General features: G+C 73.0%; 19 protein-coding genes. 15 read left to right on the forward strand and 4 right to left on the reverse strand.

Going from position 1 to position 22912, the window contains the following annotated elements:
* Position 1: 1 nt before the first annotated feature.
* The 4 genes from FHX31_RS07210 to FHX31_RS07225 all read left to right on the forward strand — a co-directional run bounded on the left by FHX31_RS07210 (position 2) and on the right by FHX31_RS07225 (position 4675).
* Positions 2-1651, forward strand: coding sequence for a CocE/NonD family hydrolase (locus tag FHX31_RS07210; protein WP_402883640.1), 1650 nt, complete (start codon positions 2-4; stop codon positions 1649-1651).
* A gap of 171 nt (positions 1652-1822) precedes the next feature.
* A complete protein-coding gene (locus tag FHX31_RS07215; protein WP_013287483.1) occupies positions 1823-2731 on the forward strand; it encodes a hypothetical protein in 909 nt (302 codons plus the stop codon).
* A gap of 97 nt (positions 2732-2828) precedes the next feature.
* Positions 2829-3404 carry an ArsR/SmtB family transcription factor gene (locus FHX31_RS07220; protein WP_091331171.1) on the forward strand — a complete coding sequence of 192 codons (576 nt, stop codon included), beginning with the start codon at positions 2829-2831 and terminating at the stop codon, positions 3402-3404.
* Positions 3401-4675, forward strand: coding sequence for an MFS transporter (locus tag FHX31_RS07225; RefSeq protein WP_123111164.1), 1275 nt, complete (start codon positions 3401-3403; stop codon positions 4673-4675). Before FHX31_RS07220 ends, FHX31_RS07225 begins: the two co-directional genes overlap by 4 nt.
* Before the next feature lie 49 nt (positions 4676-4724).
* Here FHX31_RS07225 and FHX31_RS07230 read toward each other — a convergent pair whose 3' ends face one another.
* Entirely contained in the window at positions 4725-4928 is a 204-nt protein-coding gene (locus tag FHX31_RS07230; RefSeq protein ID WP_013287480.1) for a cold-shock protein, read from the reverse strand.
* 180 nt (positions 4929-5108) lie between these two features.
* Here FHX31_RS07230 and FHX31_RS07235 point away from each other — a divergent pair, with 180 nt between their 5' ends.
* Positions 5109-5783 (forward strand): class I SAM-dependent methyltransferase, encoded by a 675-nt coding sequence (locus FHX31_RS07235; protein ID WP_123111163.1) that lies wholly within the window; start codon positions 5109-5111, stop codon positions 5781-5783.
* A 99-nt stretch (positions 5784-5882) separates the two neighbouring features.
* A complete protein-coding gene (locus FHX31_RS07240) occupies positions 5883-6491 on the forward strand; it encodes a DedA family protein (RefSeq protein WP_114921319.1) in 609 nt (202 codons plus the stop codon).
* Positions 6492-6536: 45 nt separating this feature from the next.
* Here FHX31_RS07240 and FHX31_RS07245 read toward each other — a convergent pair whose 3' ends face one another.
* Both FHX31_RS07245 and FHX31_RS07250 read right to left on the reverse strand, forming a co-directional pair.
* Positions 6537-7190: an MBL fold metallo-hydrolase gene (locus FHX31_RS07245; protein WP_041784581.1), complete on the reverse strand. Its 654-nt coding sequence runs from the start codon at positions 7188-7190 to the stop codon at positions 6537-6539.
* Between the two features lie 8 nt (positions 7191-7198).
* On the reverse strand, positions 7199-7915 hold the full coding sequence (locus tag FHX31_RS07250; RefSeq protein WP_013287476.1) for a maleylpyruvate isomerase family mycothiol-dependent enzyme: 717 nt from the start codon (positions 7913-7915) through the stop codon (positions 7199-7201).
* 236 nt (positions 7916-8151) lie between these two features.
* On the opposite strand from FHX31_RS07250, the gene rsgA reads away from it, so the two are divergent.
* The 5 genes from rsgA (at position 8152) to FHX31_RS07275 (ending at position 16455) form a co-directional block, all read left to right on the forward strand.
* Positions 8152-9231: a ribosome small subunit-dependent GTPase A gene (rsgA, locus tag FHX31_RS07255; RefSeq protein WP_091331173.1), complete on the forward strand. Its 1080-nt coding sequence runs from the start codon at positions 8152-8154 to the stop codon at positions 9229-9231.
* Between the two features lie 207 nt (positions 9232-9438).
* Positions 9439-12381 carry an excinuclease ABC subunit UvrA gene (gene uvrA / locus FHX31_RS07260; protein ID WP_013475872.1) on the forward strand — a complete coding sequence of 981 codons (2943 nt, stop codon included), beginning with the start codon at positions 9439-9441 and terminating at the stop codon, positions 12379-12381.
* A gap of 118 nt (positions 12382-12499) precedes the next feature.
* The gene (locus tag FHX31_RS07265) at positions 12500-13006 is read left to right on the forward strand and encodes a Rieske (2Fe-2S) protein (protein ID WP_184975570.1); all 507 of its coding nucleotides are present in this window, start codon (positions 12500-12502) and stop codon (positions 13004-13006) included.
* Positions 13007-13089: 83 nt separating this feature from the next.
* On the forward strand, positions 13090-15039 hold the full coding sequence (gene uvrC / locus FHX31_RS07270) for an excinuclease ABC subunit UvrC (RefSeq protein WP_184975573.1): 1950 nt from the start codon (positions 13090-13092) through the stop codon (positions 15037-15039).
* Positions 15040-15804: 765 nt separating this feature from the next.
* On the forward strand, positions 15805-16455 hold the full coding sequence (locus FHX31_RS07275; protein WP_091331175.1) for a C39 family peptidase: 651 nt from the start codon (positions 15805-15807) through the stop codon (positions 16453-16455).
* Between the two features lie 157 nt (positions 16456-16612).
* Here FHX31_RS07275 and recQ read toward each other — a convergent pair whose 3' ends face one another.
* The gene (gene recQ, locus FHX31_RS07280) at positions 16613-18469 is read right to left on the reverse strand and encodes a DNA helicase RecQ (RefSeq protein ID WP_091331176.1); all 1857 of its coding nucleotides are present in this window, start codon (positions 18467-18469) and stop codon (positions 16613-16615) included.
* 200 nt (positions 18470-18669) lie between these two features.
* Here recQ and rapZ point away from each other — a divergent pair, with 200 nt between their 5' ends.
* From rapZ to gap, 4 genes are all read left to right on the forward strand, one after another.
* Positions 18670-19581: an RNase adapter RapZ gene (gene rapZ, locus FHX31_RS07285; protein ID WP_221488539.1), complete on the forward strand. Its 912-nt coding sequence runs from the start codon at positions 18670-18672 to the stop codon at positions 19579-19581.
* Entirely contained in the window at positions 19578-20582 is a 1005-nt protein-coding gene (locus FHX31_RS07290; protein WP_047892107.1) for a gluconeogenesis factor YvcK family protein, read from the forward strand. The genes rapZ and FHX31_RS07290 overlap by 4 nt, the downstream gene beginning before the upstream one ends.
* 54 nt (positions 20583-20636) lie before the next feature.
* Positions 20637-21617 carry a DNA-binding protein WhiA gene (whiA, locus tag FHX31_RS07295; RefSeq protein WP_013287467.1) on the forward strand — a complete coding sequence of 327 codons (981 nt, stop codon included), beginning with the start codon at positions 20637-20639 and terminating at the stop codon, positions 21615-21617.
* 264 nt (positions 21618-21881) lie between these two features.
* Positions 21882-22886 carry a type I glyceraldehyde-3-phosphate dehydrogenase gene (gap, locus tag FHX31_RS07300; RefSeq protein ID WP_013287466.1) on the forward strand — a complete coding sequence of 335 codons (1005 nt, stop codon included), beginning with the start codon at positions 21882-21884 and terminating at the stop codon, positions 22884-22886.
* Positions 22887-22912: the final 26 nt, after the last annotated feature.

Below are 22912 nucleotides of genomic sequence, written 5' to 3' on the forward strand. Positions count from 1 at the left end.
CATGCGGCTGGTCACCCGGGCCGCCACCGCGGCGCTGCGACTGCCCGCCGCCCGCACCGGGCGGGTCGCCGTCACCCGGGACATCCCGGTCCGGGTACGCGACGGGGTGACGCTGCGCACCGACCACTACGCGCCCGGTCTGCCCGCCGCGCCGTGCGTGCTGATCCGCACCCCGTACGGGCGGGGCGGGCCGATCCGGCTGCTGGGTCGCCTGATCGCCGAGCGGGGTTTCCACGTGGTGATCCAGTCGTGCCGCGGCACGTTCGGCTCCGGCGGCGAGTTCGCGCCGCTCGTGCACGAGCGCGACGACGGCCTGGACACGCTGGACTGGCTGCGCCGCCAGCGGTGGTGGACCGGCGCGTTCGGCATGTTCGGCGCCAGCTACCAGGGCTTCGTGCAGTGGGCGCTCGCCGCCGAGGCGGGCGACGAACTGCGCGCGATGGTCGCCGTGGTGACCGCGTCGGCCACCCGCGACTCCACGTACGCGGGGGAGTCGTTCGCGCTGGACACGGTGCTCACCTGGGCCGAGCTGCTCCAGGCGCAGACGGTGCCCTGGCTGGCCCGGCAGTGGGAGCTCAAACGCGGCCAGCCCCGGCTCGCCCGCGCCCTGGCGCACCTGCCGCTGGCCGAGGCGGACCGGGTCGCCACCGGCGTGACGGTGCCGTTCTTCCAGGAGTGGCTGCGTCACCACACGCCCGACACCGACTACTGGCGTACCCGGGTCTTCGGCGACCGGATCACCGAGGTCCGGGCCCCGGTGGCGATGGTCAGCGGCTGGCAGGACATCTTCCTGCCGGCCCAGCTCGACGACTACGCCCGTCTGCGGGCCGCCGGGACGCGGACCCGCCTGGTCGTCGGGCCGTGGACGCACGGCAGCCCGGGGCTGCTCCTGGCGTCGCTGCGGGAGGGCCTGGACTGGCTCGACACCCACCTGGCCGGGCGACCCGGGCCGGAACGCGCGCCGGTACGGGTGCACGTCGGCGGCGACGGCAGCGGCTGGCGCGACCTGCCGGACTGGCCGCCACCGGCCACACCCGCGCGATGGCACCTGCGATCCGCCGGCGGGCTGGCCCCGGAACCGCAGGAGCACGGCGCACCGGACCGGATCTGGTACGACCCGGCCGACCCCACCCCGTCGCTCGGTGGCCCGCTGCTGGTGGCCCAGCGGGCCGGCGCGGTGGACAACCGGCCGGTCGAGGCGCGCCCGGACGTGCTCACCTACACCAGCGAGCCGCTGCGCGACCCGGTCGAGGTGGCCGGGCCGGTACGCGCCGAGATCCACCTGCGCAGCGAACTGTCGTACCTGGACGTGTTCGTGCGTCTGTGCGACGTGGACCGGCGCGGGCGCTCCTGGAACGTCTGCGACGGCCTGGTCCGCGTCGAGCCCGGGCGGTTCCCGCGTGATCCGTCCGGAGTGGTCACCGTGCCGGTGACGCTCTGGCCGACGGCGTACCGCTTCGCGTCCGGGCACCGGCTGCGGGTGCAGGTCTCCGGTGGCGCCCACCCCCGCTACGCGCGCAACCCCGGCACCGGTGAGCCGCTCGGCACCGCTGTGACCCTCCGTGCTGGCTGGCGGGAGATCCTCCACGATCGTGAGCATCCCTCGGCGTTGGTGCTGCCGCTCGTGCCGGCACTGTCCACAGCGGGCTGATAGTTCAAAAAAAGCGCCCCTGAGCTGGGCACTTCTGCCTAACCGTGGTTAAGCTCGGAGCAAGTGCCCGGTGCCGTGCAGTTATCCGGCGGGGCGCGTCCGCGGATCGCATGTCATCACGCGGTGTGATTGTCGTGCCCTCGCCGGTCATCGATCGGAAGGGGAGCTGCCATGACGTCGGCCCCGGCGAACCTGCTGGCCGTCCGGAACCTGTTACTCACCTACCTCAACGTCGACAAGAACGCCGTACGCGCCGACGACCTGGAGCCGGCGGAGGTCGGCATCGTCGGCGACGTGAACCACCGCGGCGGCTACCACTGCGGCTCCGACCGGGTCGTCACGAACGACTACTCGGTGGTGGAGTCCAGCCGGGACCGGTCCGGGCTCACGTTGTACGCATCAGCGCTGGACGTCGGCACGTTCTCGGTCCGCTCCGGCGGCGGCACGCACAACCTGCGGACCTTCTCCGCCTGGATGGTGGCGCAGTGCGCCGCGAACGCGGCCGACACCCGGGACATCCGGGAGATCATCTACTCCCCGGACGGGCGGACGGTGCGCCGCTGGGACCGGCTGGGACGGCGGACCGGCGGCGACAGCAGCCACCTGTTCCACACCCACTTCAGCTTCTTCCGCGACTCCACAAAGGCGGGGCGGGACCAGACCCCGCTGTTCCGCCGCTACCTCACCGCGATCGGGATGATCGCCGTCGTGAAACCGGAGGACGACATGGAACAGACCGACAAGCTCATCGGGAACACCGGCTCGAAGAGCCGTACGGTCGGCGACGTCCTGGCCGACCTGCAGAACCTGCGCAACTGGCTCATCTCGCCGGCGAACACCACCGGGCTGGTCAACCCGCCCATGGCGAACTCGCCGTTGCAGCAGATGCTGGCGATGCTGCGCGCCTGGCCGGCCCTCGTGGCGCAGGTGAACGAGTTGTCCGGCAAGGACTTCACCGACGAGCAGCAGATCGTCTCCGGGGTGCTGGCCGGGCTGCCGCCGGAGAAGATCGCCGAGGCCATCCCGCCGCAGATCGCCCGGGACGTGGCCGACGAACTGTCCCGCCGGCTGACCGCCTGACCATCCGGCGCCGCGACCCTCGTGTCGCGGCGCCCCGGTCCGGCCCATTCGGCAAGAGATATTGCGCAACAGATCTTGCGAATGCCAGACTCGCCGGATGGAACAGCCCACCGTCCGGCAGGTCACCGACTCGCGGGTGCTCGCCGCGCTCGCCCACCCACTGCGCCGCCGGCTCATGGACGTGCTCAAGGTGTACGGCCCGTGCACAGTCGGCATGCTCGCCGAGCACACCGGCCAGGCGCCGGCGAACGTGAGCCACCACCTCAAGGTGCTCGCCGCCGCGGACCTGCTGGTCGAGGCGCCCGAGCTGGCCCGCGACCGCCGGGAACGCTGGTGGCGGCTGCGCGACCGGGGGGTGCGCTGGTCCAACAGCGACTTCGACGACGACCCGGCGGCCCGGGTGGTGGCCGACGCGGCCAGCTCACTCAACCTGGAGCGGCACGCCGAGCTGGTCCGCGCCTGGCAGGCGGCGCCCGACGAGGCGCACGCCGCGTGGGGCGAAGGGCCGTTCAGCACCGACAAGTGGCTGCACCTGACCCCGGACGAGCTGGCCGAACTCAGCCGCGAGGTGATCGAGCTGCTGGCCCGGTGGGCCGACCGGACGGTGCCCGACGACGGGCAGCGCCGCGAACCGGTCTTCGTGTTCGCCCACGGCGTCCCGGGCCGGCCGTGACCGCCACCGCGCGGACGTCCGGCCCGGTCGACGCGCCGCCCGGCGGCTTGTTCCGGCACCGCGACTTCCGGCTGCTCTGGACCGCCCACACGGTCAGCGCCGTGGGCAACAACATGACCGTCGTGGCGCTGCCGCTGGTCGCGGTCGCGGTGCTCGACGCGACCACGTTCCAGGTGGCGGTGCTCACCGCGGCGGCGTGGCTGCCGTGGCTGCTCGCCGGGCTGCCGGTCGGGGCGTGGGTCGACCGCGTCCGCCGCCGGCCCGTGATGATCGCCGCCGACCTGGTCGCCGCCGCGCTGTTCGCGAGCGTGCCGGTGGCCGCCCTGCTCGGCCTGCTCACCGTCGGCCACCTGCTGGTCGTGGCTCTGGGCGCCGGACTGGCCCGGGTCTTCTTCGAGACCGCCGACCAGGTCTACCTGCCCACGCTGCTGCGTCCCGGGCAGGTGCCCGAGGCCAACGCCCGCCTGCACGCCACCCAGACCGCGAGCTACCTGGTCGGGCCCGGGCTGGCCGGCCTGGTCGCCCAGCTCGTCGGCGCGGTGGCCGCGGTGGCGCTGGACGCGCTGAGCTTCCTGCTCTCCGCGCTGTGCCTGCGCCGCATCCGCGCGGCCGAACCCCGGCCGCACCGTCCCGCCGGTACGGCGTCGCTGCGCCGCGAGGTCGCCGCCGGGCTGCGGTTCGTCGTCCGCGACCCGTACCTGCGGGTGCTGACGGTCTTCGGGGCGGCCAGCAACATCGGGCTCACCGGCTACCAGGCCGTGCTCGTGGTGTTCCTGGTCCGCTCGGCCGAGCTGCCCGCCGGGCTGGTCGGCCTCCTGATCGGACTCGCCAGCCTCGGCGGCGTGATCGGCGCCGCGCTGGCCGCGCGCCTGTCCCGGCGGCTCGGCAGCGCCCGTACGCTGCTGGTCGCCGGTGCCCTCACCGGCCCGCCCGCGCTGTTGATCCCGCTCGCCGGGCCCGGCGAGCGCACCGGCTGGCTGGTGCTCGGCGGGATCCTGGTGAGCCTCGGCGTCGCCGTCGGCAACGTGGTCAAGGGCAGCTTCCGGCAGACGTACACGCCGCACCGGCTGCTCGGCCGCGTCACGGTGAGCATGCAGCTGCTCAACTACGGGACGATTCCGCTGGCCGCCCTGCTCGCCGGGGCGCTGGGCGCGGCGTGGGGGCCGGGCGGCGCGATCCGGGTGATGACCGCCTGGCTGGCGCTGACCCCGCTGATCCTGCTGGCCGGGCCATTACGGAAACGGCGCGACCTGCCGGCCGCGCCGTTTTGAGGATGCACTGCGGCGGCGGTCGGAGCCCGACCGCCGCCACCGGCACGCGTTACATCGGACGAACGTTGTCCGCCTGCGGGCCCTTCTGCCCCTGGGTCACCTCGAACTCGACCTTCTGGCCCTCGTTCAGCTCGCGGTAGCCACTGCTCTGGATGGCCGAGTAGTGGACGAACACGTCCGGGCCTCCGCCGTCCTGCTCGATGAAGCCGAAGCCCTTTTCCGAGTTGAACCACTTGACCGTGCCGGTTGCCATGCGTCTCTCCCTGTTCAATGCGAGCGAGCACCGGCTCCGCGGCCGGTGATCGCCCTGTACCACCCTGACAGTAACCGTCTGGACCGGAATCCGCTGCCGGAAGCGCGCGGCGCGCCCGTGAATACGTGCGCGACCGGAAAAAGACCCCGCCGTCGGGCCGGGCACGGCATGCTTGCCCCGATGAGCAGGCAGACGGCTCTGGCCGACCTGGAGCAGGAGATCGCGGCGCCCGGCGGGGGCCCGGACCGCCTGCGCCTGGTCGGTACGCCGTTCGTGCCGGAGGTGCGCCTGTACCTGGCCGAGGACGCCATCCTGTGGTGGGCCCGGATGGAGGCCGCCGCCGGGCGGTCGCTGCCGCCGCCGTACTGGGCGTCGGTCTGGGCCGGTGGCCAGGCGCTCGCCCGGCACCTGCTGGACCGCCCGGAGCTGGCCGCCGGGCGGCGGGTGCTCGACCTGGGCGCCGGCTCGGGGCTGGTCGCCATCGCCGCCGCGCTCGCCGGGGCCGACCAGGTCATCGCCAACGACATCGACCCGTACGCGCTGGCGGCGGTCACCGTCAACGCCCGGGCCAACCGGGTCCGGGTGACAGCCGACGGCGCCGACCTGCTCGACGGGGTGACCGGCGCCGACCTGCTGGTGGCAGGGGACGCGCTCTACGACGCGGGCCTGGCCGCCCGGGTCCTGCCCTACCTGCGGCGCTGCGCCGCACACGGCGTGCAGGTGCTGGTCGGTGACCCGGACCGGGGCCACCTGCCGCCGGACGGGCTGGAACTGGTGGCGAGCTACCCGGTGCCGACCACCGAACCCTCGGTCGACTCCCCGGTACGCCGGGTGCAGGTGCTCCGGCCCCGATGAGCCCGGCTGACCCTAGGGGTCTCCCCGGCCGGGTGTCGGGGACCACTGGGGGATCATGCCCGATGCGCCGGCGTGCCGCCGCCGCATAGCGTGCAGCTCATGAACGAACTCGTGGCCGCCGCCGGTGAGCTGCCCACCACCCTGTTGATGGGGCTGCTCGGCGTGGTCATGCTCGCCGACGCCGTACCCCTGATCGGGGTGCTGGTGCCCGGCGACGCCGCGGTCCTGGCCGCGGTCGGCGCGGGTCGTCCGGCCGGTGGGGCGCTCACCGTCGCGGCGGTGGTCGCGGGCTGCCTGGCCGGCTGGTCGCTGAGTTTCTTCGCCGGCCGGCGCTGGGGCGGGCGGCTGCGGGACAGCCGGGTGGGCGGCTGGATCGGCGAGTCCCGCTGGGCCGCAGCCGAGACGCTGCTGCACCGCGGCGGAGGACGGATCGTGCTGGTGGCGCCGTTCCTGCCGGTGTTCAACGCGTTGCTGCCGCTGGCCGCGGGCGGGCTGCGGATGTCGTACCGGCGGTTCCTGGTCTGCGCGGCGGCCGGGGCGACCGCGTGGGCCGGGCTCTACGTGGCGCTGGGGCTCGCCGCGCGGGCGCTGACCGGCCTGCTCCCCGGGGCGCTCAACCCCACGGTGCTGACCATGGCGGTCGGGCTGCTGCTGGCCGGCCCGGTGCTGCTCGCCACCCGGCGCCGGCTGCGGGCGGTCACCGCCTGACCGCGCCCGGCCCGGCCGTCACGGGGGAGGCCGGGCCGGGCGTCCTCACCAGCCGCGGGCGCGCCACTGCGGCAACGCGGGCCGCTCGGCGCCGATGGTGCTGTCCTTGCCGTGGCCCGGGTAGAACCAGGTGTCGTCCGGCAGCCGGTCGAACAGCTTGGCCTCGACGTCGTCGATGAGCCGGCCGAAGCGCTCCGGATCCTGGTCCGTGTTCCCCACGCCACCCGGGAAGAGGGAGTCCCCGGTGAAGAGATGCGGGGTGCCGGCCGGGTCGCGGTAGAGCAGCGCGATCGAGCCCGGTGTGTGCCCGCGCAGGTGGATGACCTCCAGCCCGCAGTCACCGACCGGCACCGTGTCGCCGTCGGCGAGCCGCTCGGCCTCGATGGGCAGGCCCTCGGCGTCGTCGGCGTGCACCAGCGCGCGCGCCCCGGTCTTGGCCACCACCTCCTCCAGCGCGACCCAGTGGTCCATGTGCTGGTGGGTGGTCACCACGGCGGCCAGCCCGCCGTCGCCGACCAGCTCCAGCAGGCGCGGCGCCTCGTTCGCGGCGTCGATCAGCACCTGCTCGCCGGTGGCGTTGCAGCGCAGCAGATAGGCGTTGTTGTCCATCGGGCCCACCGACAGCTTGGTGACGGTGAGCCGGTCGAGCTCGCGCACGGCCGGCGGGCCGCCGGGCGTGACGTCTCCGGTGTAGGTCATGACGATGTTCAGATCCATTCCGGTGGGTTCGGCAGGGGGCCGTCGGGTTCGACGGTGAGCAGCTCGCCCGCGCCCCGGCCGGTCAGCCAGGCGGCGAGTTCCGGCGCGGGGCCGGTGACCGTGGGCGCCCCCTCCGGGTCACCCACGACGAGTTCGGACGCCGCGCCGTCGAAACGCAGCACCATGGCCGGTGCGGCCGGGTTGCCGGCCAGCCCGGTCACCACCTCGTGCAGCAGCCGCTGGGCGAACGCCTCCGGCCAGTCCGCGGGCCGGTAACCGGCCGCCAGGTCGACGTGGTGCACCTCGACCTCGCGCAGCCGCCCCCAGACCAGCATCGCCGCCGGCCACGGGCCGCGCCGGGTCTGCACCGTGGCGCCCCAGGCGTCCACGGGCATCGCCGCGACCGCCGCGTCGAAGCGCTGGCCGCTGCGGCGTACGTCGTCCAGCAGGTCGGCCGGGCCGCGGTCGGCGCCGGCGTCGATGTCGTCGGCGCGGGCCTGCGCCGAGGCGTACATCGGGATCTCCTCGCCGGTGCGCGCCGAGGTGAGCAGGTTGACGAACCCGTCGGCGTTGCGGGCCAGGTGGGTGAGCACGTGCGCGCGGGTCCAGCCCGGCAGCAGCGAGGGCGCCGCGACGTCCGCGGCGGTCAGACCGGACACGGTACGCAGCAGCCGGTCGTTCGCCTCGGCCAGCGCGCCGGTCAGCAGCAGGGGGTCGGCGGTCATCGCGTTCTCACCCGTCCGACCCTAGCGGGCCGGACCGGGCCGTGCCCGGCGGGAAATCGCTTTCGGCGCGTCGGCGTGCCACCTACCGTCGGGGCCGACGACATAGGCCGGCGCCGGACGCGCCGGGCTCCACGTCGTCGAGTACGCGGCACCGGGAGTCGGAGGGGAGGTGGTGCGCATGCCGGTCGCAGCGCGTGTGTTCCGCCGTACCTCCCCTCGACACCGATGAGGACACCATGACTCTCGATCTGACCGCCCTCGGCTGGGACGCCGGCTGGGCGGCCCGTCTCGACCGGCGCGCCGGCCACCGTCCCGGGCGGGTCGCCCGGGTGGACCGGGGCGTCTGCACCGTGCTGTGCCCGCAGGGGCCGGTGCGGGCCAGCCTCGGCGGCGGCGTGCTGTCCGCCGCCGCCCGCGACCTGACCGCGCTGCCCTGCGCGGGTGACTGGGTGCTGCTGTCCACCTGGCCGGACGGCCCGGTCACGGTGGAGGCGGTGCTGCCGCGGCGTACCGCGCTGGTGCGGCGTACCGCGGGCAAGGACGCCAGCGGCCAGGTACTGGCCGCCAACCTCGACGCCGCCGCGGTGGTCGAGCCGGTGCACCCGGAACCGGACGCCGCGCGGATCGAACGGCTGCTCTCCCTGGTGCACGAATCCGGGGCGGAGCCGCTCGTCGTGCTCACCAAGGCCGACCTGGCCGCCGACCCGGCGGCGGTGGCCCGGCAACTGGCCGACCTCGCGCCGGGGGTACCGGTGCTGCCGGTCAGCGCCGAGCGGGGCACCGGCCTGGCGCCGCTGCGCCGGCACGTCGCCCCGGGGCGCACGCTCGGCCTGCTCGGCCCTTCCGGCGCCGGCAAGTCGAGCCTGGTCAACGCGCTGGCCGGGGCGGACGTGATGCGCACCCAGGCGATCCGCCGGGTCGACGGCAAGGGCCGGCACACCACCACCTGGCGGTCGCTGGTGCCGCTGCCGGGTGGGGGAGCGGTGCTGGACACCCCGGGCGTACGGGCGGTCGGCCTGCTCGACGGCGCGGCCGGCCTGGACCGGGCGTTCGCCGACATCACCGAGCTGGCGGCCGGCTGCCGGTACGCCGACTGCGCCCACGACGCCGAGCCGGGCTGCGCGGTGCGGGCCGCGATGGACGACGGCGAGCTGCCGGTGCGCCGCTGGGAGAGCTGGCGCCGGTTGCAGCGGGAGATCGAGCACGAGGGCGGTCGCCGCGCGGCCCGGCTGGCGGCCGAACGGCGGGGCGGATGGCGGGCCGGGCGGCGACGCACCGGACGTCCGGCGACCCCGCCCGCACCAGGGGCATTCTGAGCCGGCCCGGGCCGGTCGGGTGGACCTGCGTGGTTCCCGCCCGACCGGCCTGAGCTGGGGGAATGTTCGCGCGACGGAAGTTGTCATACGTCGGGGCTAGAGTTGCCGAGGCGTCTTTTCTGCGCCCGACAACCTGTGAAAACCACCCAGACCCGGCGTCTGGTGCACAGATCCGCCTCATATTCTTCTTCCGGGAGCACACGCACCGTGGCCGACCGACTGATCATCCGTGGCGCGCGCGAGCACAACCTGCGTGACGTCAGTCTCGACCTGCCCCGGGACGCCCTGATCGTCTTCACCGGGCTCTCCGGTTCGGGCAAGTCGAGCCTGGCGTTCGACACCATCTTCGCCGAGGGCCAGCGCCGCTACGTCGAGTCGCTGTCGTCGTACGCCCGGCAGTTCCTCGGCCAGATGGACAAGCCCGACGTCGACTTCATCGAGGGCCTCAGTCCCGCCGTCTCCATCGACCAGAAGTCCACCTCGCGCAACCCGCGCTCCACCGTCGGCACGATCACCGAGGTCTACGACTACCTCCGCCTGCTGTTCGCCCGCATCGGCGAGCCGCACTGCCCGATCTGCGGCGAGCGGATCTCCAAGCAGAGCCCGCAGCAGATCGTCGACCGCGTCCTGGCCATGGCCGAGGGCACCCGGTTCATGGTGCTCGCGCCGGTGGTGCGCGGCCGCAAGGGCGAGTACGTCGACCTGTTCGCCGAACTCCAGGCCAAGGGCTACGCCCGCGCCCGGGTCGACGGCGTGGTGCACCCGCTGACCGAGCCGCCGAAGCTCAAGAAGCAGGAGAAGCACACCATCGAGGTGGTGATCGACCGGCTCAGCGTCAAGCCGAGTGCCAAGCAGCGGCTCACCGACTCGGTCGAGGCCGCGCTCGGCCTGTCCGGCGGCCTGGTGCTGCTCGACTTCGTCGACCTGCCGGAGGACGACCCGGCCCGGGAGCGCCGCTACTCCGAGCACCTGGCCTGCCCGAACGACCACCCCCTCGCGATCGAGGATCTGGAACCCCGCGTCTTCTCCTTCAACGCCCCGTACGGCGCCTGCCCGGAGTGCACCGGACTCGGCACGAAGAAGGAGGTGGACCCCGAGCTGGTCATCCCCGACCCGGAGCGCACGCTGCGCGAGGGCGCGATCCAGCCCTGGGCCACCGGCCACAACCTCGAATACTTCCTGCGGCTGCTGGAGGCGCTCGGCGAGGCCGAGCACTTCGACATCGACACGCCGTGGCGGGCGCTGCCGTCGCGGGCGCAGAAGACGATCCTGCACGGCTCCGACGACCAGGTGCACGTGCGCTATCGCAACAAGTACGGCCGTGAGCGCTCCTACTACACCGGCTTCGAGGGCGTGGTGCAGTGGATCGAGCGCCGGCACACCGACACCGAGTCGGAGTGGTCCCGGGACAAGTACGAGGGCTACATGCGGGACGTGCCCTGCGCGGCCTGCGGCGGCACCCGGCTCAAGCCGGAGGTGCTCGCGGTCACCCTGGCGGGCAAGAGCATCGCCGAGGTCTGCAACCTCTCCGTCGGCGAGGCGGCCGACCTGCTCGCCGGCATCGAGCTGACCGACCGGCAGAAGATGATCGCCGAGCGGGTCCTCAAGGAGATCAACGCCCGGCTGAAGTTCCTGCTCGACGTCGGTCTGGACTACCTCTCGCTGGACCGCCCGGCCGGCACGCTCTCCGGCGGTGAGGCCCAGCGCATCCGGCTGGCCACCCAGATCGGCTCCGGCCTGGTCGGCGTGCTCTACGTGCTCGACGAGCCGTCGATCGGCCTGCACCAGCGCGACAACCACCGGCTCATCGAGACGCTGCTGCGGCTGCGCGGCCTGGGCAACACGCTGATCGTGGTCGAGCACGACGAGGACACCATCCGGGTGGCGGACTGGATCGTCGACATCGGCCCGGGCGCGGGCGAGCACGGCGGCAAGATCGTGCACAGCGGGTCGGTGCCGGCGCTGCTGGACAACACCGAGTCGGTCACCGGGGCGTACCTGGCCGGGCGGAAGTCCATCCCGACGCCGGCCGCCCGCCGGCCGCAGACGCCGGGGCGCGAGCTGGTGGTGCACGGCGCGCGCGAGCACAACCTGCGCAACCTCACCGTGAGCTTCCCGCTCGGCCAGCTCATCGCGGTCACCGGCGTGAGCGGCTCGGGCAAGTCGACGCTGGTGAACGACATCCTCTACACAGTGCTCGCCAACCAGATCAACGGCGCCCGGCTGGTGCCCGGCCGGCACACGCGGATCACCGGCCTGGAGAACGTGGACAAGGTCGTCGGCGTGGACCAGTCGCCGATCGGGCGGACGCCGCGCTCCAACCCCGCCACGTACACCGGTGTCTGGGACCACATCCGCAAGCTCTTCGCCGAGACCACCGAGGCCAAGGTCCGGGGGTACGGCCCGGGCCGGTTCTCGTTCAACGTCAAGGGCGGGCGCTGCGAGGCGTGCTCCGGTGACGGCACGATCAAGATCGAGATGAACTTCCTGCCGGACGTCTACGTCCCCTGCGAGGTGTGCAAGGGCGCGCGCTACAACCGCGAGACGCTCGAGGTGCACTACAAGGGCAAGACGGTCGCCGAGGTGCTGGACATGCCGATCGAGGAGGCGGCCGAGTTCTTCTCCGCCATCCCGGCCATCCACCGGCACCTCAGGACGCTCGTCGACGTCGGCCTCGGCTACGTCCGCCTCGGCCAGCCCGCTCCGACGCTGTCCGGCGGCGAGGCGCAGCGCGTCAAGCTCGCCTCCGAACTCCAGAAGCGCTCCACCGGCCGCACCGTCTACGTGCTCGACGAGCCCACCACCGGCCTGCACTTCGAGGACATCCGCAAGCTGCTGATGGTGCTGGAGGGCCTGGTCGACAAGGGCAACACGGTCATCACCATCGAGCACAACCTCGACGTGATCAAGACGGCCGACTGGCTCATCGACATGGGCCCCGAGGGCGGCCACCGGGGCGGCACCGTGCTCGCCACCGGCACGCCGGAGGAGGTCGCCGAGGTGCCGGAGAGCCACACCGGGCAGTTCCTGCGGCCGATCCTCAAGCTCGACGGCGAGGCCAAGGGCGCCAAGGCGGCCACCACCCGGGCGGCCAAGGCCAACGGCAGCGCCAAGTCGCGGACCCGCAAGGTCCCCGCCGGGGCGCGCTGACCCATCCGGTACGCGTTTTCGCAGGCCGGGCCGTCGGTGCCCGGTCTGTGACGCGCCAGTATGAACCGTGCCCCACGCTGGTGCGTGTTTCCGCAGTAAGCCGAGAGAAAGGCCGGATATGAGTGATGATCAGGCGCTGACCCGACCGGTCACCCAGAGCCGCCGTACCCTGCTCACCGGAGCCGGAGCGATCGGCGCGGCCGTGGTGCTCGCGGGCTGCGGCAGCGACGACGACGCGTCCCCCGGGCTCGCCCCGACCAGCGGCGGCCCGCCCGGCGCGACCGCGACCGGCGACGCCGGCGGCGGCGACCGTGACGGCGGCGGCGACCGTGACGGCGGCAGCGCGCTGGCGCGCACCTCGGACATCCCGGTGGGCGGCGGCGCCGTCTTCGCCAGCCAGGGCGTGGTGATCACCCAGCCCGAGGCCGGCCAGTTCAAGGCGTTCGACCCGATCTGCACGCACCAGCGCTGCCCGGTGTCGAACGTCGACGGCGGCACGATCAACTGCACTTGCCACAACAGCCGGTTCTCGATCGTCGACGGCTCGGTGAAGGGCGGCCCGGCCACCAAGCCGCTCGCGGCGAAGGAGATCAAGGTCGACGGCGACCAGATCACGCTGGCCTGACCCGTTCCGCGCCCCCGCCGGCCGGTCGTCGGCGGGGGCGCGGTGACGGTCGCGTGTCAGGGGTGCGGACTAGGCTTGACGCCGTGGCTGACCCCTCGACCTACCGTCCCGCGCCCGGCACCATCCCGGAGTCGCCAGGGGTCTACCGCTTCCGCGACGGCACCGGCCGGGTGATCTACGTCGGCAAGGCGCGCAACCTGCGCAGCCGGCTCAACTCCTACTTCGCCGACCCGGTCGGCCTGCACCAGCGCACCCGGCAGATGGTGTTCACCGCCGAGTCGGTCGACTGGATCACCGTCGCCACCGAGGTCGAGGCGCTCCAGCAGGAATACACCTGGATCAAGCAGTACGACCCCCGGTTCAACGTCCGCTACCGCGACGACAAGTCGTACCCCTATCTCGCGGTCACGCTCGACGAGGAATACCCCCGGTTGCAGGTGATGCGCGGCGTGAAGCGCAAGGGTGTGCGCTACTTCGGGCCGTACTCCCACGCCTGGGCCATCCGCGAGACGCTCGACCTGCTGCTGCGGGTCTTCCCGGCGCGGACCTGCTCGTCCGGGGTGTTCAAGCGGGCCGGCCAGGTCGGCCGGCCCTGCCTGCTCGGCTACATCGGCAAGTGCTCGGCGCCGTGCGTCGGCAGCGTCACCGCAGAACAGCACCGGGAGATCGTCGACGGCTTCTGCGACTTCATGGCCGGCCGCACCGACACCATGGTCCGGCGGCTGGAGAAGGAGATGCTCGACGCCAGCGAGCAGCTGGAGTTCGAGCGGGCCGCCCGGCTGCGCGACGACGTCGCGGCGCTGCGCCGGGCGATGGAGAAGCAGACGGTGGTGCTCGGCGACGGCACCGACGCCGACGTGGTCGCGTTCGCCGACGACCCGCTCGAAGCGGCCGTGCAGGTCTTCCACGTCCGCGGCGGCCGGGTGCGCGGCCAGCGCGGCTGGGTGGTGGAGAAGACCGAGGAGCTGACCACCGGCGACCTCGTGCACCACTTCTGCACCCAGGTGTACGGCGGCGAGCAGGGCGAGGCCGACGTGCCCCGCGAGCTGCTCGTCCCCGAGCTACCAGGCGACGCCGACGCGCTCGCCGACTGGCTCACCGCCCGCCGGGGCAGCCGGGTGTCGCTGCGGGTGCCGCAGCGCGGCGACAAACGGTCGCTGCTGGAGACCGTCGAGCGCAACGCCAGGGACGCGCTGGCCGGGCACAAGCTCAAGCGGGCCGGTGACCTGACCACCCGCAGCCGGGCGCTCGACGAGATCGCCGACGCGCTCGCCATGAACACCTCACCGCTGCGCATCGAGTGCTTCGACGTGTCCCAGATCCAGGGCACCGACGTGGTCGCCAGCATGGTCGTGTTCGAGGACGGGCTGCCCCGCAAGAGCGAATACCGCCGGTTCATCGTGCGCGGCGCCACCGACGACCTGTCGGCCATGTCCGAGGTGCTGCGGCGGCGCTTCGCCCGCTACCTCGACGCCCGCGCCGAGACCGGTGAGCTGGGCGAGGAGACCGCCTCCGACCCCGACCGGCCCGGCATCGACCCGACCACCGGGCGACCGCGCAAGTTCGCGTACCCACCGCAGCTCGTCGTGGTCGACGGTGGTCCGCCCCAGGTCGCCGCCGCCGCGAAGGCGCTCGCCGAGCTGGGCATCGACGACGTGGCGCTGTGCGGGCTGGCGAAGCGGCTGGAGGAGGTCTGGCTGCCCGACGACGAGTTCCCGGTGATCCTGCCGCGCACCTCCGAGGCGCTCTACCTGCTGCAACGGGTACGCGACGAGGCGCACCGCTTCGCCATCACGTTCCACAGGCAGCGGCGCTCCAAGCGGATGACCGAGTCGGCGCTGGACAACGTCCCCGGCCTCGGCGAGGTACGCCGCAAGGCGCTGCTGCGGCACTTCGGCTCACTGAAGCGGCTGTCGTCCGCGACGGTGGAGGAGATCACCGAGGTGCCCGGGGTGGGCCGGCGTACGGCCGAGGCGATCCTGGCCGCGCTGGACGGCTCCACCACCACCACCGAAGCCGCCCCGCGCCCCTGACCCGTTCCCCGCTCCTGCCCGTTCCTGCTCGCGCCCGTTGTCCGGCCCGCCGGCAACGCCCGAGTGGAACGCCACGGGTGTCTCCGCCCGCATTTGACACCCATGACGTTCCACCGACGGCGCTGGTCCCGATGGGCGGAAGCGTTATCCCGCCCCCTGGGAGGGTTCCGCGGGTGGTTCGGTGGGGGTTGTGTCGCCACGCGAGGGCGGGTGACCCGTCGTCCCCGCCCCCCGCCCCCCGCCCCCCGCCCCCGCCACCCGTCCCCGTCCCGGCCCCGGCCCCGGCCCCGGCCTCCTCCGCGATCTTGCACTTTGGGCCCGTGGGATGCCCGTTTCGCGAGGCGTGTCCGGCACCAAAGTGCAAGATCGCGCGCGGCAGGGGTGGATCTTGGTGCTGGGGCCCGTGATCTCGCGGATCCCCTCCCCGGCTGGTGGGTTTGGTAGGCGGTGTCCGGTTCGCTGAGATGGTCGGGGCTGTGGTCGGTGCCATCGTCAGCGCGGAATCGGTGGCGGGCGCGGGGCGTTGTACATGGCTGACCGCCGAGGAACCGGGTCGAGCGCCGGACACCGGCCCGCCCGGCACCCGGGAGCGGATCGCCAGGTCAGGGAATCGGCCCGGCCCGGTCGTCGTTACATCCCCGAGCCGCGGAGCAGACCCCCAGGGCCGCCCGCGCGCCAGCCCGGTTTCGACGGGCACCCCCAAGACTTTCCCCCCTTCGCGGCATCCCCCGCCGCGTCATCCCCCACTTCAGGGAGGCAACCATCATGGCTACCACTCTGCTGCGTAAGACCGTTCTGACCGCTGCCGGTATCACCGCCACCGCCGGAGGCATCGCCGGCCCCGCGATCGCCGCCCACGCCGCCCCCACCACCACCAGCGTGGTGGCGGACCGCAAGGGCCACGGCGAGCGGGAACTCGACGTCCGCTACGAAGCCCAGCCCAACTTCTACTTCTGCGGCCCCGCCGCCGCCCGCAACGCCCTGAGCGTGCAGGGCAAGAACATCGACGTACACACCATGGCCAAGGAGATGGGCACCACCGAGGCCGGCACCAACAGCATCAACGACATCACCCCCGTACTGAACAAGGAGACCGGCACCAAGGACGCCTACAAGTCGGTCGAGATCAGCACCCCCAAGGCCGACGACAAGCAGACCGACACCCTGCGCGCCGACGTCGTCAAGACCGTCGACGCCGGCCGGGCCGTGGTCGCCAACATCGCCGGCACCGCCACCGACACCGACGGCACCACCCACTCCTTCGAAGGCGGCCACTACATCAGCGTCATCGGCTACCGCGACAACGGCAACACCGTCACCATCGCCGACAGCGCCGACCCCACCACCGCCACCTACCGCATGAACATCGACAACCTCGCCGACTGGATCGCCACCCGCGGCTACAGCACCAGCTAAGACCAACACCGCCGCCCCGATGGCTGCAGAGCAAGAAACGCAGCCAATGCGGCGAGCACGACCTCGCGGATCAGAGCACCACCGCGTGAACTCCAGCGAGGCCACAGCACACCGGAAGGGCCCGACCCCACCACGGGGTCGGGCCCTTCCGCGTGCGTCAGGACTCGGCGAGGACGGCCAGGATCGCCTCGCCGTACTTGGCGAGCTTGTTCTCGCCGACCCCGTTGAACCGGGACAACTCGGCGAGGGAGGTGGGCGGCTCGGCGGCGATCTGCCGCAGGGTCGCGTCGTGGAAGATGACGTACGCCGGGACGCCCTGCTCCTTGGCGGTGGCCGCGCGCCACGCGCGGAGCCGCTCGAAGACGGGCGCGGCGGCGGGGGAGAGGTCGGCGACCACAGTGGCCGCGCCCCGCGGCTTGGCGGACCGGCCGGCGGCCGGGCGCTCGGGCTCCTTGCGCAGCGTGACGGTACGGCGGCGGCCGAGCACGTCAGCGCTCGCCTCGGTCAGCGCCAGCGTGCCGTAGTCGCCCTCGACTGCGAGCAGACCCTCGGCCAGCAGTTGCCGCACCACCCCACGCCACTCGGCCTCGCGCAGCTCGGTGCCGATGCCGAACGTGCTGAGCGCGTCGTGGCCGTACTGGTCGATCTTGTCGGTGTGCTTGCCGAGCAGGATGTCGATGCTGTGCCCGGCGCCGAACCGCTGGTTGCGCTCGCGGTCGAGCCGGAAGACGGTGGACAGCAGCTTCTGCGCGGCGACGGTGCCGTCCCAGGACTCCGGTGGTTCGAGGCAGGTGTCGCAGTTGCCGCAGTCGGCCACCCCGGTCTCGCCGAAGTATTCGAGCAGTTGGGAGCGGCGGCAGCGGACCGTCTCGCAGAGCGCCAGCATGGCGTCCAGGTGGGCGGCGAGGTTGCGCCGGTGCGCCAGGTCGCCCTCCGACGTCTCGATCATCTTGCGCTGCTGCACGACGTCCTGGAGCCCGTACGCCAGCCAGGCCGTGGACGGCAGCCCGTCGCGCCCGGCGCGGCCGGTCTCCTGGTAGTAGCCCTCCACCGACTTCGGCAGGTCCAGGTGGGCGACGAAGCGGACGTCGGGCTTGTCGATGCCCATGCCGAAGGCGATGGTGGCGACCATGACCAGACCGTCCTCGCGCAGGAAACGCTGCTGGTTGGCGGCGCGGGTCGAGGCGTCCAGCCCGGCGTGGTACAGCAGCGCGGGGATGCCGTTGGCGACCAGGAACTCGGCGGTCTTCTCCACCGAGGCGCGGGACAGGCAGTAGACGATGCCGGCGTCGCCGGAGTGCTCGTCGCGCAGCAGGCTGAGCAGCTGGCGGCGCGGCTCCCGCTTGGGCACGATGCGGTACTGGATGTTGGGCCGGTCGAAGCTGGCCACGAAGTGCCGGGCCTCGGTGAGCCGCAGCCGGGTGGCGATCTCGGTGCGGGTCGCCTGCGTCGCGGTGGCGGTCAGCGCGATCCGCGGCACGTCCGGCCAGCGTTCGTGCAGCATCGACAGGTTGAGGTAGTCGGGGCGGAAGTCGTGCCCCCACTGCGAGACGCAGTGCGCCTCGTCGATCGCGAACAACGCGACCCGGCCGCGTTCCAGCAGGCCGAGCGTGGACCGCACCGCGAGCCCTTCCGGGGCGAGGTAGAGCAGGTCCAGCTCGCCGGCGAGGTAGGCCGCCTCGACCCGGCGCCGCTGCGCGGGATCCTGGGTCGAGTTGAGGAACCCGGCCCGGACACCGACCGCCGTCAGGGCGTCGACCTGGTCCTGCATGAGCGCGATCAGCGGCGAGACGACCACCGCCACACCGTCGCGGACCAGCGCGGGGATCTGGTAGCACAGCGACTTGCCGCCACCGGTGGGCATGAGCACCAGCGCGTCGCCGCCTGTCACCACGTGCTCGACGACCTCCTGCTGGAAGCCGCGGAAGGCGTCGTACCCGAAGACCCGGCGCAACACGTCGAGCGCGTCGCCGGCCGGTGGGGAGGTGGTCCGCTCGTCGGTGGGGGAGACCATCCGCGCAGTCTACGAGCGTCCCCCGACACCGACCGTCCCGGCGAGCCGTCACGAGCGCGGCGACTTGTTCCGGTCGTCACCCCGTGGAATCCCGGGCCGGGTCGCAGCCGTTAGAGTCGCTGATTGACCATGCGCGGCCGACCGGGCCGCGGCGCCACGGCTGGGGGTAGCGGGTGAGCGAGGCGCGTACAGCGGGTGACCTGGGGCCGACCGAGGCGGAGACGACGCCGGTGCGACCGGCGCCGGCCGAGTCGGACACCTCCCTGGTGGTGGTGACCGGCCTGTCCGGCGGCGGGCGCAGCACCGTGGCGCGGGCGCTGGAGAACGTCGGCTACTACGTGGTCGACAACCTGCCGCAGGCGCTGCTGCTGGACATGGCCGAGCTGGCGTTCAAGGCCGGTGGCGCGGCCCGGCGTACGGCGATGGTGCTGGACGTGCGCTCGCGCGCGTTCTCCACCGACCTGGCCGGGGCGATCCGCGAGCTGCGTGAGCGCGGCTTCCAGCCCCGGGTGGTCTTCGTCGACGCCGACGACGAGGTGCTGATCCGGCGGTTCGAGAGCGTGCGCCGCTCGCACCCGTTGCAGGGCGACGGGCGGCTGGCCGACGGCATCGCTGTCGAGCGGGCGCTGCTGGAGGAGGCCCGCGAGCAGGCCGACGTGATCATCGACACCAGCCACCTGAACGTGAACCAGTTGCGCCGCCGGGTCGAGGAGCTGTTCGGCGGCGAGGACGCCCGCCGGCTGCGGATCACCGTGATCTCGTTCGGCTTCAAGTACGGCCTGCCGCCGGACGCCGACTTCGTGATGGACGCCCGGTTCCTGCCGAACCCGTACTGGGTGCCGGAGCTGCGCGAGCACACCGGCCGCGAGGAGGCGGTCAGCGCGTACGTGCTGGGCCAGGAGGGCGCCGACGCGTTCGTGGCCGGCTACGCCGACCTGGTCAACGCCACCACCGCCGGGTTCGAGCGGGAGGGCAAGCGCTACCTGACCGTGGCGGTCGGCTGCACCGGCGGCAAGCACCGCAGCGTGGCCATCGCCGAGGAGCTGGCCTCCCGGCTGCGCCACTCCGGCATCGCCGCCAACGCCCAGCACCGGGACCTGGGGCGGGAGTGACCCCGACCAGGGTGGTCGCCTTCGGCGGCGGGCACGGGCTCTCGGCGTCGCTGCGGGCGCTGCGTCACTGCGTACCCGAACTGGACCTGGACATCACCGCGGTGGTCACCGTCGGTGACGACGGCGGCTCCAGCGGCCGGTTGCGCGCCGAGCGCGGCGGCCTGCCGCCGGGCGACCTGCGGCAGGCGCTCGTCGCGCTGGCCGGTGACCATCCGGCCACCCGGCGCAGCGCGGCGTTGTTCCAGCACCGCTTCGCCGCCGCCGTGCCGCAGGCGCCGACGCCGGCCGCGCCGGTGCCGGTCGCGGTCGGCGACTCGCTCGCCGGCCACGCGGTCGGCAACCTGCTGCTGCACGGGCTCACCGAGCTGCTCGGCGACCCGGTGGCCGCGCTCGACCACGCCGGGGCGATGCTCGGCGCGGTGGGGCGGGTGCTGCCGATGTCCCGCCAGCCGGTGGGCATCGAGGCCCGGGTTCGCGGCGCCGACCCGGAGCATCCGGACGAGGTGTCCACGGTGCGCGGCCAGCACCAGGTCGCGGTCACCCCGGGCACCGTCGAGTCGCTGCGGCTCAACCCGTCGGCGCCGGCCGCGTGCGCCGAGGCGGTGACAGCGGTACGCGCCGCGGACTGGCTGATCTTCGGGCCGGGCAGCTGGTACACGAGTGTGCTGCCGCACCTGCTGGTGCCGGGGCTGGCCGACGCGATCGTGTCCAGCCCGGCGCGGCGGCTGGTGACGCTCAACCTGGTGGCCGAGAAGGAGACCTCGGGGCTCTCCCTGCCCGACCATCTGGACACACTGCGGCGCTATCTGCCCGAGCTGAAGGTGGACCGGGTGCTCGCCGACTCCACGGCGGTGGGTGATCCCGCGGCGGTCGAACGTGCGGCAGAATCGCTGGGTGCCCGGCTGGTCCTCGCTCCCGTCGCCGTCCTGGACGGCACGCCCCGTCATGATCCAGCCGCCCTGGGCGCCGCGCTGGTGCCTGTCCTGCGCGCCGATCGTTAGACACGTACGTAATCACCGGCGACACGCCGGAACCGGTCCGTGAGGGGGCGCACTATGGCGATGACGGCTGCGGTCAAGGACGAGCTGAGTCGGGTCGACGTGCCCAAGCCCTGCTGTCGGCGGGCGGAGATGGCCGCCCTGCTGCGTTTCGCCGGCGGCCTGCACATCGTGTCGGGCCGCGTGGTGGTCGAGGCGGAGCTGGACACCGGCGCGGTCGCGCGCCGGCTGCGGCGGGAGATCGCCGAGGTGTACGGCTACTCCAGCGAGATCCACGTGCTCGCCTCCGGCGGGCTGCGCAAGGGCAGTCACTTCATCGTGCGGGTGGTCAAGGACGGCGAGGCGCTCGCCCGGCAGACCGGCCTGCTCGACGTGCGGGGCCGCCCGGTGCGCGGCCTGCCGCCGCACGTGGTGGCCGCGAACGTCTGCTGTGCCGTGTCGGCGTGGCGGGGCGCGTTCATGGCGCACGGCTCGCTCACCGAGCCGGGCCGCTCCAGCGCGCTGGAGATCACCTGCCCCGGCCCGGAGTCGGCGCTGGCGCTCGTCGGCGCCGCCCGCCGGATCGGCATCACCGCCAAGAACCGCGAGGTGCGCGGCGTGGACCGGGTGGTGGTCAAGGACGGTGACGCGATCGCCGCGCTGCTCACCCGCATAGGTGCGCACTCCAGCGTGCTGGCCTGGGAGGAGCGGAGGGTACGCCGGGAGGTGCGCGCCACAGCGAACCGGCTGGCCAACTTCGACGACGCCAACCTGCGCCGCTCCGCGCGCGCCGCGGTGGCCGCCGCCGCCCGGGTGACCCGCGCGCTGGAGATCCTCGCCGACGACGCGCCGAACCACCTGACCTCGGCCGGGCGGCTGCGCCTGGAGCACCGTCAGGCCTCGCTGGAGGAACTGGGCGCGCTCGCCGAGCCGCCGCTGACCAAGGACGCCATCGCCGGCCGGATCCGCCGGCTGCTCGCGCTGGCCGACAAGCGTGCCCGTGACCTGGGCATCCCGGATACGGAAGCGGCAGTCACGCCGGACATGCTCGTGGTCTGATAGGACTCGGGCGGCAGTGCACCGCGAGCGGGATCACCACCCGCCGCAGCGCGACGCCGCGCGCTCGGATATGGTCGCTGCGTACGGCAAGGGGGCCGGAACAGGCGCTCCTCGCCGTGCTCACCGCCTCGGGCGGTCAGGTCTCCGTGACCGCGGCGGGGTGGCCGAGATGACATGTCGACGGCCGGCTCCAACGGTCGGCGCACACACCTCCGCCGGCCGCGGTCTGGCGCCGGCGGACCAGAACGCGAGGAGATGGGACCTGTGACCATCCGGGTTGGCATCAACGGCTTCGGCCGGATCGGCCGCAACTTCTTCCGGGCAGTGCTGGCGTCCGGCGCTGACATCGAGGTCGTGGCGGTCAACGACCTGACCGACAACGCGACGCTCGCCCACCTTGTCAAGTACGACAGCATCCTGGGCCGCCTCCCGCACGAGGTGAAGGCCACCGCCGACGAGATCACCGTGGGCGGCAAGACCATCAAGGCGTACGCCGAGAAGGACCCGGCGAAGCTGCCGTGGGGCGAGGTCGGCGCCGACGTGGTCATCGAGTCCACCGGCTTCTTCACCGACGGCACCAAGGCGAAGGCGCACCTCGACGGCGGGGCCAAGAAGGTCATCATCTCCGCTCCGGCGAAGAACGAGGACGTCACAGTGGTCATGGGTGTCAACCAGGACCAGTACGACCCGGCCAAGCACAACATCATCTCGAACGCCTCCTGCACCACCAACTGCCTCGCGCCGATGGCGAAGGTCCTGCAGGACACGTTCGGCATCAAGCAGGGTCTGATGACCACCATCCACGCGTACACGCAGGACCAGAACCTGCAGGACGCGCCGCACAAGGACCTGCGCCGGGCCCGGGCCGCCGCGCTCAACATCGTGCCGACCTCGACCGGTGCCGCGAAGGCCATCGGCCTGGTGCTGCCGGAGCTCAAGGGCAAGCTGGACGGCTACGCGCTGCGCGTGCCGATCCCGACCGGCTCGGCCACCGACCTGACCGTCGAGGTCGGCCGGGAGACCACTGTGGACGAGGTGAACGCCGCGCTCAAGGCCGCCGCCGAGGGCCCGCTGCGGGGCATCCTCACCTACAACGAGGACCCGATCGTCTCCGCCGACATCGTGACCGACCCGGCGTCGTGCATCTTCGACGCGCCGCTGACCAAGGTGATCGGCAACCAGGTCAAGGTCGTCGGCTGGTACGACAACGAGTGGGGCTACTCGAACCGCCTGGTCGACCTGGTCAAGCTGGTCGGTCAGTCCCTGTGAGTGCGAGGAGCGAGCTTGCGAGCCCC

The organism is Micromonospora sp. CNZ286, from assembly GCF_014207755.1.

Excerpts from the sequence above, each read along its gene's own strand:
- FHX31_RS07210 (WP_402883640.1), top strand. The coding sequence starts at position 2 with ATGCGGCTGGTCACCCGGGCCGCCACCGCGGCGCTGCGACTGCCCGCC.
- FHX31_RS07215 (WP_013287483.1), top strand. The coding sequence starts at position 1,823 with ATGACGTCGGCCCCGGCGAACCTGCTGGCCGTCCGGAACCTGTTACTC.
- FHX31_RS07220 (WP_091331171.1), top strand. The coding sequence starts at position 2,829 with ATGGAACAGCCCACCGTCCGGCAGGTCACCGACTCGCGGGTGCTCGCC.
- FHX31_RS07230 (WP_013287480.1), bottom strand. The coding sequence starts at position 4,928 with ATGGCAACCGGCACGGTCAAGTGGTTCAACTCGGAAAAGGGCTTCGGC.
- FHX31_RS07235 (WP_123111163.1), top strand. The coding sequence starts at position 5,109 with ATGAGCAGGCAGACGGCTCTGGCCGACCTGGAGCAGGAGATCGCGGCG.
- FHX31_RS07240 (WP_114921319.1), top strand. The coding sequence starts at position 5,883 with ATGAACGAACTCGTGGCCGCCGCCGGTGAGCTGCCCACCACCCTGTTG.
- FHX31_RS07245 (WP_041784581.1), bottom strand. The coding sequence starts at position 7,190 with ATGACCTACACCGGAGACGTCACGCCCGGCGGCCCGCCGGCCGTGCGC.
- FHX31_RS07250 (WP_013287476.1), bottom strand. The coding sequence starts at position 7,915 with ATGACCGCCGACCCCCTGCTGCTGACCGGCGCGCTGGCCGAGGCGAAC.
- rsgA (WP_091331173.1), top strand. The coding sequence starts at position 8,152 with ATGACTCTCGATCTGACCGCCCTCGGCTGGGACGCCGGCTGGGCGGCC.
- FHX31_RS07265 (WP_184975570.1), top strand. The coding sequence starts at position 12,500 with ATGAGTGATGATCAGGCGCTGACCCGACCGGTCACCCAGAGCCGCCGT.
- FHX31_RS07275 (WP_091331175.1), top strand. The coding sequence starts at position 15,805 with ATGGCTACCACTCTGCTGCGTAAGACCGTTCTGACCGCTGCCGGTATC.
- recQ (WP_091331176.1), bottom strand. The coding sequence starts at position 18,469 with ATGGTCTCCCCCACCGACGAGCGGACCACCTCCCCACCGGCCGGCGAC.
- whiA (WP_013287467.1), top strand. The coding sequence starts at position 20,637 with ATGGCGATGACGGCTGCGGTCAAGGACGAGCTGAGTCGGGTCGACGTG.